At 69.5% G+C, this 14,489-nt stretch carries 10 protein-coding genes and 2 pseudogenes; 2 read left to right on the top strand and 10 right to left on the bottom strand.

Annotation, left to right across the window (positions count from 1 at the left end; translation table 11 throughout):
- The 5 genes from STRIP9103_RS20780 to STRIP9103_RS20760 form a co-directional block, all read right to left on the bottom strand.
- Positions 1-408, bottom strand: a 408-nt coding sequence (locus STRIP9103_RS20780) for a GlgB N-terminal domain-containing protein (protein ID WP_009316235.1), incomplete at its 3' end; no start/stop codon positions are given.
- A 4-nt stretch (positions 409-412) separates the two neighbouring features.
- Entirely contained in the window at positions 413-1,795 is a 1,383-nt protein-coding gene (locus tag STRIP9103_RS20775) for a maltokinase N-terminal cap-like domain-containing protein (protein WP_009316226.1), read from the bottom strand.
- Positions 1,796-1,824: 29 nt separating this feature from the next.
- Positions 1,825-3,543: a maltose alpha-D-glucosyltransferase gene (gene treS, locus STRIP9103_RS20770; protein WP_048820660.1), complete on the bottom strand. Its 1,719-nt coding sequence runs from the start codon at positions 3,541-3,543 to the stop codon at positions 1,825-1,827.
- Positions 3,543-5,549 carry an alpha-1,4-glucan--maltose-1-phosphate maltosyltransferase gene (locus STRIP9103_RS20765; protein ID WP_009316221.1) on the bottom strand — a complete coding sequence of 669 codons (2,007 nt, stop codon included), beginning with the start codon at positions 5,547-5,549 and terminating at the stop codon, positions 3,543-3,545. The genes treS and STRIP9103_RS20765 overlap by 1 nt, the downstream gene beginning before the upstream one ends.
- Before the next feature lie 86 nt (positions 5,550-5,635).
- Entirely contained in the window at positions 5,636-5,932 is a 297-nt protein-coding gene (locus STRIP9103_RS20760) for a DUF5133 domain-containing protein (protein ID WP_009316230.1), read from the bottom strand.
- Positions 5,933-6,250: 318 nt separating this feature from the next.
- On the opposite strand from STRIP9103_RS20760, the gene STRIP9103_RS20755 reads away from it, so the two are divergent.
- Both STRIP9103_RS20755 and glgX read left to right on the top strand, forming a co-directional pair.
- Positions 6,251-6,832, top strand: coding sequence for a hypothetical protein (locus STRIP9103_RS20755; RefSeq protein WP_009316222.1), 582 nt, complete (start codon positions 6,251-6,253; stop codon positions 6,830-6,832).
- Positions 6,833-6,954: 122 nt separating this feature from the next.
- Positions 6,955-9,056 (top strand): annotated as a pseudogene (gene glgX / locus STRIP9103_RS20750) (glycogen debranching protein GlgX).
- 145 nt (positions 9,057-9,201) lie between these two features.
- Here the strand turns inward: glgX and STRIP9103_RS20745 are convergent.
- The 5 genes and pseudogenes from STRIP9103_RS20745 to STRIP9103_RS20725 form a co-directional block, all read right to left on the bottom strand.
- Positions 9,202-10,002, bottom strand: a complete 801-nt coding sequence (locus STRIP9103_RS20745; protein ID WP_009316233.1) for a VOC family protein — start codon at positions 10,000-10,002, stop codon at positions 9,202-9,204.
- A gap of 242 nt (positions 10,003-10,244) precedes the next feature.
- Positions 10,245-11,276 carry a LacI family DNA-binding transcriptional regulator gene (locus STRIP9103_RS20740; protein WP_009316232.1) on the bottom strand — a complete coding sequence of 344 codons (1,032 nt, stop codon included), beginning with the start codon at positions 11,274-11,276 and terminating at the stop codon, positions 10,245-10,247.
- On the bottom strand, positions 11,273-12,178 hold the full coding sequence (locus STRIP9103_RS20735) for a carbohydrate ABC transporter permease (RefSeq protein WP_009316227.1): 906 nt from the start codon (positions 12,176-12,178) through the stop codon (positions 11,273-11,275). Before STRIP9103_RS20735 ends, STRIP9103_RS20740 begins: the two co-directional genes overlap by 4 nt.
- Positions 12,175-13,097 (bottom strand): annotated as a pseudogene (locus STRIP9103_RS20730) (carbohydrate ABC transporter permease). Before STRIP9103_RS20730 ends, STRIP9103_RS20735 begins: the two are co-directional and overlap by 4 nt.
- Complete coding sequence (locus STRIP9103_RS20725) at positions 13,094-14,416, bottom strand: extracellular solute-binding protein (protein ID WP_048820659.1); 1,323 nt, start codon at positions 14,414-14,416, stop codon at positions 13,094-13,096. The pseudogene STRIP9103_RS20730 and the gene STRIP9103_RS20725 overlap by 4 nt, the downstream one beginning before the upstream one ends.
- Positions 14,417-14,489 lie beyond the last annotated feature (73 nt).

Raw genomic sequence — 14,489 nt, 5'->3', positions numbered from 1 at the left:
TCCCTCGGAGATGAGGTGCAGGTCGAACTCCCCGAGTGCGGGCAGAAAACGGTACGGGTCGTGGACCTCGTGCTCGGCGTCCTCGTACGAGACGAGCAGCGTGTACTCGGGGATGCCGCCGTCGAGCAGGGGCAGTACGCCGGAGAAGAGGCCGTCGCCGTCCGAGGTGAGGTATGTGTGTCTGCCGTCGATCACGACGCGCACGGCGTGGGCGTACGGGCGCAGCGCCCGGACCACGATCCCGCCCGGCACCGGGTGGGTGCCCAGCAGGGCGTGCGGGTCGTGGTGGGCGCCGGCCAGCAGGCGCGCGCGGTCGGCGGGGTCCAGGGGTGGGGCGCTCGCGCAGGAGCCGCGGGGAGGCATGGGCGGACCGGCCGATTCGGGGGGCGTGGTGTCGCGCAGGGCCATGGCTTCAGCTTCCTCTCACGGCGAGATGTTCGATCGCCGCCATCGGTACGGGCAGCCAGTGGGGGCGGTGCCGGGCCTCGTACAGGACCTCGTACACCGCCCGGTCCGTCTCGTAGGCGCGCAGCAGCCCGTGCTTCTGGCGCGGGTCCCAGCCGGCGCGGGTGGCGTAGCCCGCGCAGTAGGCCTCGCGGCAGCGGCGTGCCCACTCCGGGCGCCAGGGGCGGCGCTGTCGCGCCGTGTAGTCGAAGGAGCGCAGCATCCCGGCGATGTCCCGCACCGGGGACTGGGCGCCGCACCGCTCGGCGAGCGGACGGGAGGGCTCGCCCTCGAAGTCGATGACGAACCACTCCCTGTCGGCCCGCAGCACCTGCCCCAGATGCAGATCACCGTGGACACGCTGGGCCGGCGGCCCGACATCGCAGGACAGCAGCGCGTGGAACGCGGCGCGCAGACCGGGGACGTACGGCCGGAGCGAGGGCACACAGCGCGCGGCGGCGTCGAGCCGCTCGGTCATCGCGGCGGCCGTCAGAGCGTTCTCGTCATGGCCTCCGGCGGGGAAGGCCGAGGCCAGCGCGAGATGCACCTCCGCCGTCGCCCGCCCCAGCTCACGGGCCTCAGCCGTGAAGTCGTGACCGGAGGCGAGCGCGCCGAGCGCCAGCGTCCAGCCGTCCGACGCGTCCGGCAGGAACGGCTGCAGCACGCCGAGCGTCGCCGCGAACGGATACGTCGTACGGAACCAGGCCACCGGCGCGGGCACCCGACCGCATCCCTGCTCGGCCAACGCGCCCGGCACCTCCAGATCGGGATTGACACCGGGCTGGATACGCCGGAAGACCTTCAGGATGAACGCGTCCCCGTACACCAGGGAGGAGTTGGACTGCTCGGCGTCCAGCAGCCGCGGCGCCAGCCCGGCGGGCACACACGTGGATGCGTCGGCCTCGAAGCGCAGGGGTCCGGCCGTGCCGGGGTGCCGCAGCCGTTCCAGGAGCGACTGCGCCGCCCGGGGGTCGTACAGCGCGTCGTACACCGTCAGATCGGCCAGTGGGCCCTGGTACGCCTGCCCGATGAGGGCCCGGCCGAGGCGTGGCGGCAGCTGTTCGCGTACACCGAGCAGCAACTGGTAGCAGTCACCGGCCGAGGGAACGCCACCGGGCGCGGGCACTCCGCAGCGACTGCTGTGGCCCGGGTGACCGGTGTGCACGAGCAGATGCAGACAGCCCGGGTACAGCTCCGTCATGGACAGCAGGGACAGGCCCGTGAGGGGGCGGTCCTTGCCGGCGAACCAGCGCTGGCGCGGCAGCCACTCGCGCAGCGGCCCGGCGAGCGAGGTCATCAGGTCGTCGGCGACCCTGTCGCTGGTCGGCCGGAGCAATGCGGTCTTCGGCATGGTGACGTGTCCTTTCACCGGCCCACGCTTCAACGCCGTCGGGCAGCGCGGGAGAGGACTCGGGAGAGCCGGAACCAGTAGAAGCCGTGGCCCGCGAGGGTGAGGAGGTAGGGCAGTTCACCGATGGCGGGGAAGCGGACGCCGCCGATGAGTTCGACGGGGTGGCGTCCTTCGTGGGCGCGCAGGTCGAGTTCGGTGGGCTGGGCGAAGCGGGAGAAGTTGTTGACGCACAGTACGAGGTCGTCCTCGTACTCCCGGAGGTAGGCCAGGACGGCGGGGTTGGTCGAGGGCAGTTCGGTGTAGGCGCCGAGGCCGAAGGCGGGGTTCTGCTTGCGGATCTCGATCATGCGGCGGGTCCAGTGCAGCAGTGACGACGGTGAGGACATCGACGCCTCGACGTTCGTGACCTGGTAGCCGTAGACCGGGTCCATGATGGTGGGGAGGAACAGCCGCCCGGGGTCGCTGGAGGAGAATCCGGCGTTGCGGTCCGGGGTCCATTGCATGGGGGTGCGTACGGCGTCGCGGTCGCCGAGCCAGATGTTGTCGCCCATGCCGATCTCGTCGCCGTAGTAGAGGATCGGTGAGCCCGGCAGGGACAGCAGCAGGGCGGTGAACAGTTCGATCTGGTTGCGGTCGTTGTCGAGGAGGGGGGCGAGTCGGCGGCGGATGCCGATGTTGGCGCGCATCCGCGGGTCTTTGGCGTATTCCGCGTACATGTAGTCGCGTTCTTCGTCGGTGACCATTTCGAGTGTCAGCTCGTCGTGGTTGCGCAGGAAGATGCCCCACTGGCAGTTGGAGGGGATGGCCGGGGTCTTGGCGAGGATTTCGGAGACGGGGTAGCGGGATTCCCTTCGGACGGCCATGAAGATCCTCGGCATGACGGGGAAGTGGAATGCCATGTGGCATTCGTCGCCGCCGCTGGGGAAGTCGCCGAAGTAGTCGACGACGTCTTCCGGCCACTGGTTGGCCTCGGCCAGCAGTACGGTGTCGGGATAGTGGGCGTCGATCTCCTTGCGTACCCGTTTCAGGAAGTCGTGGGTGGCCGGGAGGTTTTCGCAGTTGGTGCCCTCCTGCTGGTACAGGTAGGGCACGGCGTCGAGCCGGAAGCCGTCGATGCCCAGGTCCAGCCAGAACCGCAGTGCCGAGATGATCTCCTCCTGTACGGCCGGGTTCTCGTAGTTGAGGTCTGGTTGGTGGGAGAAGAAGCGGTGCCAGAAGTACTGCTTGCGGACGGGGTCGAAGGTCCAGTTGGAGACTTCGGTGTCGACGAAGATGATGCGGGCGTCCTGGTACTGGTCGTCCTTGTCGGCCCAGACGTAGTAGTCGCCGTAGGGTCCTTCGGGGTTGTTCCTGGACTCCTGGAACCAGGGGTGCTGGTCGCTGGTGTGGTTCATGACGAAGTCGATGATGACGCGCATGCCGCGCTGGTGGGCGGCGTCGACGAATTCCACGAAGTCGGCGAGGTCGCCGAATTCGGGGAGGACGGCGGTGTAGTCGGAGACGTCGTAACCGCCGTCCCGCAGGGGGGATTTGAAGAAGGGCGGGAGCCAGATGCAGTCGATGCCCAGCCACTGCAGGTAGTCGAGTTTGGCGGTCAGGCCCTTGAGGTCGCCGATGCCGTCGCCGTTGCTGTCCTGGAAGGAGCGTACGAGGACTTCGTAGAAGACGGCGCGTTTGAACCAGTCCGGGTCCCGGTCCTTCTGCGGCGTGTCCTCGAAGGTGTCCGGAACGGGCTCGTTGACGATCATCACGTTCCCGACCCTCCGTGCTGTACCGGGAGGGCCGCGCCCTCGGCGGGGAACTCGACGTGGAAGACATGCGCGGGTGCTCGTCCGGGGTCCAGGCGCACGTAGTTCGTTCTTCTCCAGCGATATGTCTCACCCGTCAACAAGTCGTGCACCGGCACGTTTTCGTCCACGTCGAGGCCGAGTTCCGCCAGGTCGAGCGAGACCGTGGCCTCCTGGGTGTGGTGGGGGTCGAGGTTCACGACCACCAGAACCGCGTCCGACCCCGTGCGCTTGCTGTACGCGATCACCGCGTCGTTGTCGGTGTGGTGGAAGCGCAAGTTCCTGAGCCGACGCAGCGCCGGATGACGTCGCCTGATCTCATTGAGCGAGGTGATGAGGGGGGCGATGGTGCGTCCCTCGCGTTCGGCGGTCTCCCAGTCGCGGGGTCGGAGTTGGTACTTCTCCGAGTCCAGGTACTCCTCGCTGCCGGGCTTGAGCGGGGTGTTCTCGCACAGTTCGTAGCCCGAGTACACGCCCCAGGTGGGGGAGAGGGTCGCGGCGAGCACCGCGCGCAGTTCGAAGGCGGGCCGGCCGCCGTGCTGGAGGAACTCGTGGAGGATGTCGGGGGTGTTGACGAAGAAGTTCGGCCGCATGTAGCTCGCGGCCTCGCCCGCCAGTTCGGTGGCGTAGTCGGTGAGTTCCTGTTTGGTGTTGCGCCAGGTGAAGTAGGTGTAGGACTGCTGGAAGCCGATCTGGGCCAGGGTGTGCATCATCGCGGGGCGGGTGAAGGCCTCGGCGAGGAAGATCACGTCGGGGTCGGTGCGGTTGATCCGCGTGATGACCCGTTCCCAGAAGACGACCGGTTTGGTGTGGGGGTTGTCGACGCGGAAGATGCGTACCCCGTGGGCCATCCAGTGCCTGAGGACCCGGACGGTCTCGGTGATGAGGCCGGGCATGTCGGCGTCGAAGGCGATGGGGTAGATGTCCTGGTACTTCTTCGGGGGGTTCTCCGCGTAGGCGATCGATCCGTCGGGGCGGTGGTGGAACCACTGGGGGCGTTTGTCGACCCAGGGGTGGTCCGGTGAGCACTGCAGCGCGAAGTCCAGGGCCACCTCCAGGTCCAGTTCCCGTGCCCGTCGCACGAAGTGGTCGAAGTCGTCGATGGTGCCGAGGGCGGGGTGGACGGCGTCGTGGCCGCCTTCGGGTGAGCCGATGGCCCAGGGGACGCCGACGTCGTCGGGGGTGGGGGAGAGGGTGTTGTTGCGGCCTTTGCGGAAGGTGGTGCCGATGGGGTGGATGGGCGGGAGGTAGACGACGTCGAAGCCCATGGCGGCGATCGCGGGCAGGCGGCGGGCGGCGGTGCGGAAGGTGCCGTGGGGCTGCTCGGGGGTGCCCTCGGAGCGGGGGAAGAACTCGTACCAGGACCCGAACAGGGCCCGTTCCCGCTCCACGAGCAGCGGCAACGGGTCACTGCTGGTGACCAGTTCCCGTAGCGGATGGCGGGCCAGGACCTCGTCCACCTCCGGCGTCAACGCCGCGGCAAAGCGCTCGGCGACCGGAAGGGTGTCGTCGCGCAGGCTTTTCACGGCGGTCAGCAGGGTGGTGTGCCGGGCCCTCTCGGACACACCGGCGGCGGCGCGTTCGTACAGCTCGGCGCCCTCCTCCAGGACGAGTCCGCCGTCGATGCCGGCCGGGACCTTGATGTGCGCGGTGCGCCGCCAGGTGGAGACCGGGTCGCTCCAGGCTTCCACCCGATAGGTCCAGCGGCCTTCGGCGGTCGGGGTGACACAGGCGCCCCAGCGGTCGGTGCCGGGAGCGAGTTCGCGCATCGGGGTCCAGGGAGCCGGGCGGCCCTCCGGGTCCTTGAGGACGACATGGGCGGCGACCGCGTCATGGCCCTCCCGGAAGAGCGTCGCGGTGACCTCGAAGGTCTCGCCCACCACGGCTTTCGCGGGCCGTCTGCCGCACTCCACGAGCGGGTGGACGTCCCTGATGGGTATACGGCCGATGACCGGGGGCCGGCTCATATGACTCACCTCCGCCGTGCTCGGGATCTACGGAATCGGGCGTTGCGCCGAACGGGTGACCGAACGCGTCCTACCGGTCCTGGGCCCTACCGTCCTGGGGCGCGACGCCTGCCGGAGGGCGGACCGCGTCTGAGGGAACGGGCCGGGCGGGCCTGGCCGGTCTGTTCCTGGAGGTAGGTGAACAGGCTCGTCTGGAGATAGCGCTCGGCGGCGGCCACGGCCTCGCGCGCACAGCGCTTGCCCATCAGCACGCACAGCGTGTAGCCCGAGTCCTCGAAGCGGTCCCGGGCCGCGTGGTCGGTCGGGGACGCGAGCATCACGCGTTCCCACATGCGGTAGCGCCGCAGAGATCTGGCCACCTCGTTCTTGGCGGGCAGCAACATGTGCTGATCACCTCCCGGCACCCTCGGCGGAGCACGCTTCCCGGGGGAGGTCGTGCACGGAGCGGCACCGACGCATCCGGGAGCCGATGCCTTCACTCATGGTGCACGGGCGACGACGGAGCGTCTTGTTGGTCGTTCAACCACCTCGGGCGTCGCTCGTGTTGCACGAATGGCGTAGCACTCTCACTCTTGGATCTGACTCAGAAGTGATCGGTGCTCACGCTTCGTGTCCGAGGTTCGCTCCCTCAAGGACGGCTCGGTACTCGCTCCGTGAGGACGAGAAGAAGCGGGAGCTTCGCCGGTGAGGAGCCAACGACGATGAAGACCGCAGAGCCTTGCTACTACCACCTCGACGTGGAAGTCAGTCCGGAGCGGGTCGGACAGGTCAGCCGCATCCTGGCCGCGCACCTCCGGTTCTGGGATCTGGAGAGCCTCGTCGAGCCCGTCTGCCACAGCGCCGAGCTGCTGCTCCGCGCGATCGACGAGCACGCGTCGGACAAGAACACCTCCATCGAGATGTGGTGGAACGGCCAGCACCTCATCGCCGCCGTCGGCGAGAACGATCCCGAGCTGCGCCCGGACCGCGAACTGCGGCCGTGCCTGACCCGGATCGCCGCCCTCAGCGACGGCTGGGGCGCCTGCACCACGGACACCGGCAGCACCGTCATCTGGTTCACCCAGCGGGTACCGGTCGACGAGAGCGTTCCCCGGGTGCCGACCACGCCCGAGCCGGCCCTGCGCGCCGTGCTCAAGGTCCCCCGCGAACTGCCGGTCACCGCCCTCGCCGGCACGCTGAGCGACACGCCGAGTGGGGCGCCGGACACGGCGCCGGCCGCGGGGTCGAGCCGGGCGGCGGCCACGGTGTCGACCGCGTCGAGCGCCTGCGACGCCGCACGGTGACTGGACGGGCGAAGAGGAACAGGCGCGCGCGACCCGGCAGAAGCGGGTCCGCGCGCCCGGTCGGCAAGGCGGCCACGCAGGAGGGCAAGGCGACGCCCGGGCGGCCGTCGCGTGAGAAGGAGGTGTCTGTCTGGAGCGGGCAGCCCTACCCGCTCGGTGCGGCCTTCGACGGCACCGGCACCAACTTCGCGCTGTTCAGCGAGGTCGCCGAGGGCGTCGACCTCGTCCTCGTCGACGACGACGGCCACCATCGCGCCGTCCCGCTCACCGAGGTCGACGGCTTCGTCTGGCACGGTCACCTCCCCGGCATCGGCCCCGGCCAGCGCTACGGCTACCGGGTGCACGGCCCCTGGGACCCGGCCGCCGGCCACCGCTGCGACCCGGCGAAGCTGCTCCTCGACCCGTACACCAGAGCCGTGGGACGGGCAGATCGACAATCACCGTTCGCTCTACGAGCCCCGGCGCCGACAGCGCCGGGCACACCATGCTCGGCGTGGTCACCGACCCCTACTTCGACTGGGGCGACGACCGCCCGCCGCGACGCCCGTACGCCGACACCGTGATCTACGAGGCCCACGTCCGCGGCCTCACCCGCACCCACCCCGACATCCCCGCCGAACTGCGCGGCACCTACGCGGGACTGGCCCACCCCGCGATCGTCGAACACCTCACCTCGCTCGGCGTGACGGCGATCGAGCTGATGCCGGTGCACCAGTACGTGCAGGACGGCGTCCTCCAGGACCGGGGCCTCGCCAACTACTGGGGCTACAACACCATCGGCTTCTTCGCGCCGCACAACGCCTACGCCGCCCACGGCACCCGGGGCCAGCAGGTCACCGAGTTCAAGGCCATGGTCAAGGCGCTGCACACGGCCGGTCTCGAAGTGATCCTCGACGTGGTCTACAACCACACCGCCGAGGGCAACGAGAAGGGCCCCACCCTCTCCTTCCGGGGCATCGACAACGCCTCGTACTACCGCCTGGTCGACGGCGACTGGACCCACTACTACGACACCACCGGCACCGGCAACAGCCTGCTGATGCGGCATCCGTACGTGCTCCAGCTGATCATGGACTCGCTGCGGTACTGGGTCACCGAGATGCACGTCGACGGATTCCGCTTCGACCTCGCCGCCACCCTGGCACGGCAGTTCCACGAGGTGGACCGGCTCTCGGCGTTCTTCGACCTGATCCAGCAGGACCCGGTGATCAGCCGCGTCAAGCTGATCGCCGAGCCGTGGGACGTGGGCGAGGGCGGCTACCAGGTCGGCAACTTCCCGCCGCTGTGGTCGGAGTGGAACGGCAAGTACCGCGACGCCGTACGGGACTTCTGGCGCGGCGAACCGCACACGCTCGGCGAGTTCGCGTCCCGGCTGACCGGCTCCTCCGACCTGTACGAACACAGCAGACGCCGACCTCGCGCCAGCGTCAACTTCGTGACCGCGCACGACGGTTTCACCCTGCGCGACCTCGTCTCGTACGACGACAAGCACAACGAGGCCAACGGGGAGGGCAACCGGGACGGCGAGAGCATCAACCGCTCCTGGAACTGCGGCGCCGAGGGCCCGACGGACGACCCGCGCGTCCTCGCGCTCCGCGCCCGCCAGCAGCGCAACCTCCTCGCCACCCTGCTGCTCTCCCAGGGCATCCCGATGCTCTCCCACGGCGACGAGCTGGGCCGCACCCAGCGCGGCAACAACAACGCCTACTGCCAGGACAACGAGGTCTCGTGGATCGACTGGCGGCTCGATGAGTGGCAGCACGCCCTGCTGGACTTCACCCGCCGGCTCATCGCCCTGCGCGCCGCCCACCCCGTCCTGCGCCGCCGCCGCTTCTTCCGCGGCGACACGGCGACGCGCGCGGACCAGCCGCTGCCCGACCTGGTGTGGCTGCTGCCGGACGCCCGCGAGATGACCGACGCCGACTGGGACCGCTCCGACGCCCACTCCCTCGGTGTCTTCCTCAACGGCGACGCCATCGCCGAACCCGACCCGTACGGCCGCCCCGTCGTCGACGACTCCTTCCTCCTCCTGCTGAACGGCCACTGGGAACCCCTGCCCTTCCGCCTCCCCGGCACCAGGTACGGCGAACGCTGGACGGCACGCATCGACACCGCCGTCGAACCGGACGCCGACCCGGACGAGTCCGAGTACAAAGCGGGTGCGCAGGTGACCGTGGAGGCCCGTGGGCTGGTGCTGCTGTCACGGCCGTCCCGGGCCGGGTGAACGGCGGGGTCCTGTACCGTCGGCCGGCTGGGCGGCGAGAAACGCGACTTCGAGACCGCGCTCCCCTTGGCCGATCCGGAGGCGGTAGTGGCAGCAGTACCTCTACTCGTCCGTACGGCAGCCCACGGCCGCGTAGCCGCCTCGGTCAGCGGTCGCGGCCCGAGGTGATCGTGAACTGGGCGCCGTCCGGGTCGCGCAGCACCGCCTCGTCCACGCCCTGTCTGAGGACTGTCCCGCCGTGGTGCTGGGCGACCTCGACGCGGGCGGCCACGTCGGAGACCGAGAAATGGACCTGCCAGTGGGGCCGGATCGTGGGGTCGGGCGCCGCCTCCAGCGCCCCGGAGGTGATCCGGGCCACGGCCTCGCCCTGGCTGCGCAGCACCACCTCGTGCTCCTCGTAGTGGACCTCGCAGCAGCCGGGCTTGTCGGAGGCCCACTCCAGGACCTCGCCGTAGAAGATGGCGGAGTCGAAGGCGTCCCGGGTGTGGAGCCGGATGAAGGCGGGGGCCGCCTTGCGCCAGGTCTCCCAGTCGGTGAAGAGCTCGCCCTCCCAGATCCCGAAGGAGGCCCCGTGGCGGTCCGCCAGCAGCGCGGCCCGTCCGGGAGGGAAGGAGAGGGGACCGACCGCGACCGTGCCGCCGCGCTCCCTGGCCCGGGCCGCCGCCGCGTCCGCGTCGGACACGGCGAAGTACGGCGTCCAGGCCACCGCCATCTGCCACAGGGTCGCCACCCCGGCGATCCCCGCGACCGGCACACCGTCCGCCAGCGCGATCCTGAAGTGGTCGCCGAGTTTGGCGGCGCGCCATCGCCAGCCCAGCACAGCGGCGTAGAAGTCCTCCGTGGCCGGCAGATCCCGGCTGGTGAGGCTCACCCAGCAGGGGGCTCCGAACACGGTGTGGGAGGAGACGACGGTCGCCGCGTCCTCGGAGTTCATGTCGTCGTTCATGGCAGTCGCGTCCTGGTCTCGTCCGCCGGCACACACCGGCCGCACTCCAGTGTCCGACCGAAAGCGGGGTCGGCGCCCGCCGAGTACCCCCCTCGCGGCGCTCCGACCCCGGGGTCGACGTGCCCCTCGTACGACTTCCCGGACGAACGTTCGGGTGGTGACGGGTCGCCCGCCGCCCTTACGCGGGGCCGGGGGGCGGGGACGGACGGATCACCCGGTGTTCAACGGAGACCCCGAGAGGCTCAGGTCGACTCCCGCCGTACCAGCTCCGTCGGCAGGATCACCGCCGCCGGGTCCTCGCCGCCGATCTGGGCCAGGAGCACCCGGACCATCTCGTTGCTGATGCGGTCGTAGGGCTGGCGGATCGTGGTGAGGGCGGGGGAGGACTCCGTCGCCGCGGTGGAGTCGTCGAAGCCGCCCACGGACACGTCCTCCGGGACCCGGCGACCCGCCCGGCGCAGTGCCGTCAGGGCGCCCTGGGCCATCAGGTCGGAGGCGACGAACACGGCGTCCATGTCCGGGGCCTGGGCCAGCAGGCGTTCGGTGCCCGCCTCGCCGCTGGCCCGGCTGTAGTCGCCGGAGACGATGAGCCGCTCGTCGATCCCGACGCCCGCCTCGGTGAGCACCTCCTTGTAGCCGGCGAGGCGGTCGACACCGCCCGGGGAGTCCAGCGGTCCGGTCACGACACCGATACGGCGGCGGCCCAGCGACAGCAGATGGCGCACCATGTCACGGGCGCCGTCCCGGTCGTCGGCGGCCACGTAACTCACCTTGGAGCCGAGTCCCATGGGCTTGCCGCACTGGACGAGGGGCACCCCCGCCTCGCGCAGTTGCTCGGCGACGGGGTCCGCGGAGTGGCTGGACACGAGCAGTACGCCGTCGACGTGGCCCGCCGTGATGTACCGCGTTATCCGGCGCCGCTCGTCCTCCGTGCCGGCCAGCATCAGCAGCAGCGGGATGTCGTGCGCGGCCAGCGCCTGGGTGCAACACCGCAGCAGGACGTTGAAGTTGGGGTCCTCGAAGAGCTTCTCCTGCGGTTCCGTCAGCAGGAAGCCGATCGAGTCCGAACGGCCGGTGATCAGCGAGCGGGCGTGCCGGTTCACGACATAGCCCGTCTTGCGGATCGCGGCGTTGACCGCCTCGGCGGCGGTCGGGCTGACGTAGTGGCCGCCGTTGAGCACGCGCGAGACCGTGCCCCGGGAGACCCCGGCCTCGCGGGCCACGTCGTGGATCGTAGGCGGCTTGCGCCGGCCCCCCGTGTTGCTCATGGTCATGACTTTACGGCTCCCGAGAGCAGATCCAGGCTCCAGAAGCGCTGGATGACCAGGAAGAGAGCGATCAGCGGGATCACCGCGAGCATCGCTCCCGTGATCACCAGCGTGTAGAGCGCCGGAGTGTTCGAGCCCTGTTCGAGGAGCGTGAACAGGCCCAGAGTGATCGGGAACTTCTCGTCGTCGCTGAGCATGATGTACGGCAGCAGGAAGTTGTTCCACACGGCCACGAACTGGAACAGGAAGACCGTCACCAGGCCCGGCACCATCATCGGCAGCGCGATCCGGGTGAAGATCCGCCACTCGCTCGCCCCGTCCATCCGCCCGGCCTCGACCACGTCCGCGGGCACGGCGGCAGCGGCGTAGATCCGGGCCAGGTACACGCCGTAGGGGGAGAGGATCAGCGGCAGCAGCACCGACCAGTAGGTGTCCGCGAGGTCCGCCTTGGCCAGCAGCAGATACTGCGGGATCGCGAGGATCACCGGCGGCATCAGCACGCCTGCCATCAGCACGTTGAAGACGGTCTCGCGGCCCTTGAAGCGGTAGACCGCCAGCGCGTAGCCGCTGACCGCCGAGACGGCGGTCGACAGAAGGGCGCCGACGTCCGCGTACAGGGCGGAGTTGCCCATCCACTGCCAGTAGACGCCGTCGCGGTAGGCGTTCAGGTCGGACAGGTTGTCCGCGAAGCCGCTGCCCGGCAGGAAGGTGAACGTGGAGAACAGCTCACTGCCCGACTTGGTGGCCGCGATCAGGACCCAGGCCACCGGGAGCAGACAGTAGATCGCGCCCAGCAGCAGGGTGAGCGTCGGGACGAGCGCGATCCGGCGGCGCAGAGGCGGGCCCTGTGCGGTGCCGGGCGTGCTGTCTGCCGTCGGTGCGGTCTTGCGGATGGCAAGAGAACTCATCGTGCTGCCTCCTGCTTGGTACGGGAGTTCGCGGCCCTCAGGAAGCCGAAGGAGAGGACCAGCGTGGCCACGGCGATGATCACGGCGCCCGCCGCGGCCGAGTAGATGTCGCCCTCGCCGAACGCGTCCCGGTACACCTTCATCAGCGGACTCCAGGTCGTGGAGACCGAGTTGGTGAGGGGCTTGAGGGTGGTCGGCTCGCTGAACACCTGGAGCGTGGCGATGATCGAGAAGAAGAAGGTCAGCACCAGCGAGGGCGCCACCATCGGGATCTTGATCCGCAACGCGATCTGCAACGGGGTCGCGCCGTCCAGCTTCGCCGCCTCGTACACCTCGGCGGGGATCGACTGCAGCGAGGTGTAGATGACGATCATGTTGAAGCCGGTGCCGCCCCACACCGCGATGTTCGACAGCGCCGCGTACAGACCGCCGCCGTCCAGCAGGTCCGGCTGCGGCAGGCCCAGCTTCTCCAGCACGAAGTAGAAGGGGCTGACGTCCGGGAGATAGAGGAAGCCCCAGAGCAGGGCCGCCACGACGCCCGGGATGGCGTACGGCAGGAAGATCGCCAGCCGGGTGAAGGGGGCCAGCCTGACCTTCTCGCTGTCCAGCATCAGGGCGAAGACCAGCGCCAGACCGAGCATGACGGGAACCACGATCACCCGTAGCCGAGCACGCGCAGCGCGCCGTCGAGCAGCTCGGAGTCGGTGAGGGCGTCGGCGTAGTTCTCGAAGCCCGCCCACACCTCGCTGCGCGCGCCCGAGCCGAGACCCAGCCCCTTGACCTGCACCTTGTGCAGGCTGAGCCAGACCGCGTAGCCGATGGGCAGCGCGAAGAAGAGGGCGAAGAGGATCGTTGCCGGGAGGAGGAAGGCATACGGGGCCCCCTTGACCCCGTACGACTTCCGGCGTGCCGTCGTCACTCCGCGACCTCGAAGCCCTGCTTCTTCATGTCGGCGACGGTGGTGTCCTGCATGGTCTTCAGGGCGGCACCGAAGTCCGACTTGTTCTTGGCGGCGGCGCCGAACGCGTCCTTGAAGGTGGTGTACGCGACGTTCACGTTCGGGCCCCAGGCGGAGGGCGCCGTGGTCTTGGCGATCTCGGAGGCCGTGGTGTAGAAGTCGGCCTGGTTGGAGAAGAAGGCCGGCGGCTGGGCGAACGCGTCACTGGTCTGCGCGGTGGTGGCGGCGGGGTAGATGCCGCCCTCCTTCGCCAGCGCGGTCAGCGCCTGAGGGTCCGTGTTCAGCCACGCGGCGAACTTCGCGGCGGCACCCTTGTTCTTGGAGTCCGTGGTGACGGCGGTCGACGAGCCGCCCCAGCTGCCGGTCACGTTCTCGGACGACGACCACTGCGGCAGCGGCGCCACCTTCCACTTGCCCGCGGTGTCCGGCGCGGCGGTGGTCAGCGTGCCCGGTGCCCACACGGCGCTGACCCAGGCGATCTGCTTGCCCGTGTTGAGCGCCTTGTTCCAGGCCGGGGTGTACATCGGCTGGTTGTCGATGGCGCCCTCCTTGACCAGGCCGCCCCAGAAGTCGGCGACCTTCTGCGTCGCCGCGTCGTCGATGCCGACCTTCCACTTCTGGCCCTCGGTGGTCCACCACTTCGCGCCCGCCTGCTGGGCGAGACCGGCGAACAGACCCGAGTCGTTGGCGGAGAAGGTGGTCAGGTCGACGTCCGGGTCCTCCTTCTTCAGCTTCCGGGCGGTCTCGGCGAACTCGTCCCAGGTCTTCGGAACGGGCAGGCCGTACTTCTTGAAGAGGTCCTCGCGGTAGTAGAACATCATCGGCCCGATGTCCTGCGGGATCGCGTACACCGCGTCCGAGCCCAGCGTCGTCTGCTGCCACACACCGTCGGCGAACTTGCTCTTCGCGTCCCCGGCCTCCTTGGAGATGTCGGCGACCGCGTCATTGCTGACCAGCGTCGGCAGCGCCTGGTACTCGGCCTGCACCAGGTCGGGGCCCTTGTTCGCCTTGTGCGCGGTGAGGATCTTGGTCACGAGCGTGTCGCCCGAAGCCTGCTTCTTCACCGTGACGGTGATCTGCTGCTCCTTGCCGGGACCCTTGTTCCACAGGTCGACGACCTTGTCCATGCCCGGCGTCCAGGTCCAGTACGTCAGCTTCGCCGGCCCCGACTGGGCCTCGCTGTCGTCGTCGGACCCGCCGCATGCGGCGAGCGTGGTGGCGCCGAGGACCACCGCGACCGCGGTGGCCATAAAGCGACGGTGCTTCGTGATGGTGGGCATGGATCTTTCTCCCCTGACCTGGGTCCTCGCCTGCTGCGAGAACCATGCCATGCTGCTGTGAACGCTCCCAGAA

It is taken from the genome of Streptomyces ipomoeae 91-03 (assembly GCF_000317595.1).
GTDB classification, from domain to species: Bacteria; Actinomycetota; Actinomycetes; order Streptomycetales; family Streptomycetaceae; genus Streptomyces; species Streptomyces ipomoeae.
This window is presented reverse-complemented; position numbering and strand designations above follow the sequence as displayed.

Excerpts from the sequence above, each read along its gene's own strand:
- STRIP9103_RS20765 (WP_009316221.1), bottom strand. The coding sequence starts at position 5,549 with ATGAGCCGGCCCCCGGTCATCGGCCGTATACCCATCAGGGACGTCCAC.
- STRIP9103_RS20755 (WP_009316222.1), top strand. The coding sequence starts at position 6,251 with ATGAAGACCGCAGAGCCTTGCTACTACCACCTCGACGTGGAAGTCAGT.
- treS (WP_048820660.1), bottom strand. The coding sequence starts at position 3,543 with ATGATCGTCAACGAGCCCGTTCCGGACACCTTCGAGGACACGCCGCAG.
- STRIP9103_RS20745 (WP_009316233.1), bottom strand. The coding sequence starts at position 10,002 with ATGAACGACGACATGAACTCCGAGGACGCGGCGACCGTCGTCTCCTCC.
- STRIP9103_RS20760 (WP_009316230.1), bottom strand. The coding sequence starts at position 5,932 with ATGTTGCTGCCCGCCAAGAACGAGGTGGCCAGATCTCTGCGGCGCTAC.
- STRIP9103_RS20735 (WP_009316227.1), bottom strand. The coding sequence starts at position 12,178 with ATGAGTTCTCTTGCCATCCGCAAGACCGCACCGACGGCAGACAGCACG.
- STRIP9103_RS20740 (WP_009316232.1), bottom strand. The coding sequence starts at position 11,276 with ATGACCATGAGCAACACGGGGGGCCGGCGCAAGCCGCCTACGATCCAC.
- STRIP9103_RS20775 (WP_009316226.1), bottom strand. The coding sequence starts at position 1,795 with ATGCCGAAGACCGCATTGCTCCGGCCGACCAGCGACAGGGTCGCCGAC.
- STRIP9103_RS20725 (WP_048820659.1), bottom strand. The coding sequence starts at position 14,416 with ATGCCCACCATCACGAAGCACCGTCGCTTTATGGCCACCGCGGTCGCG.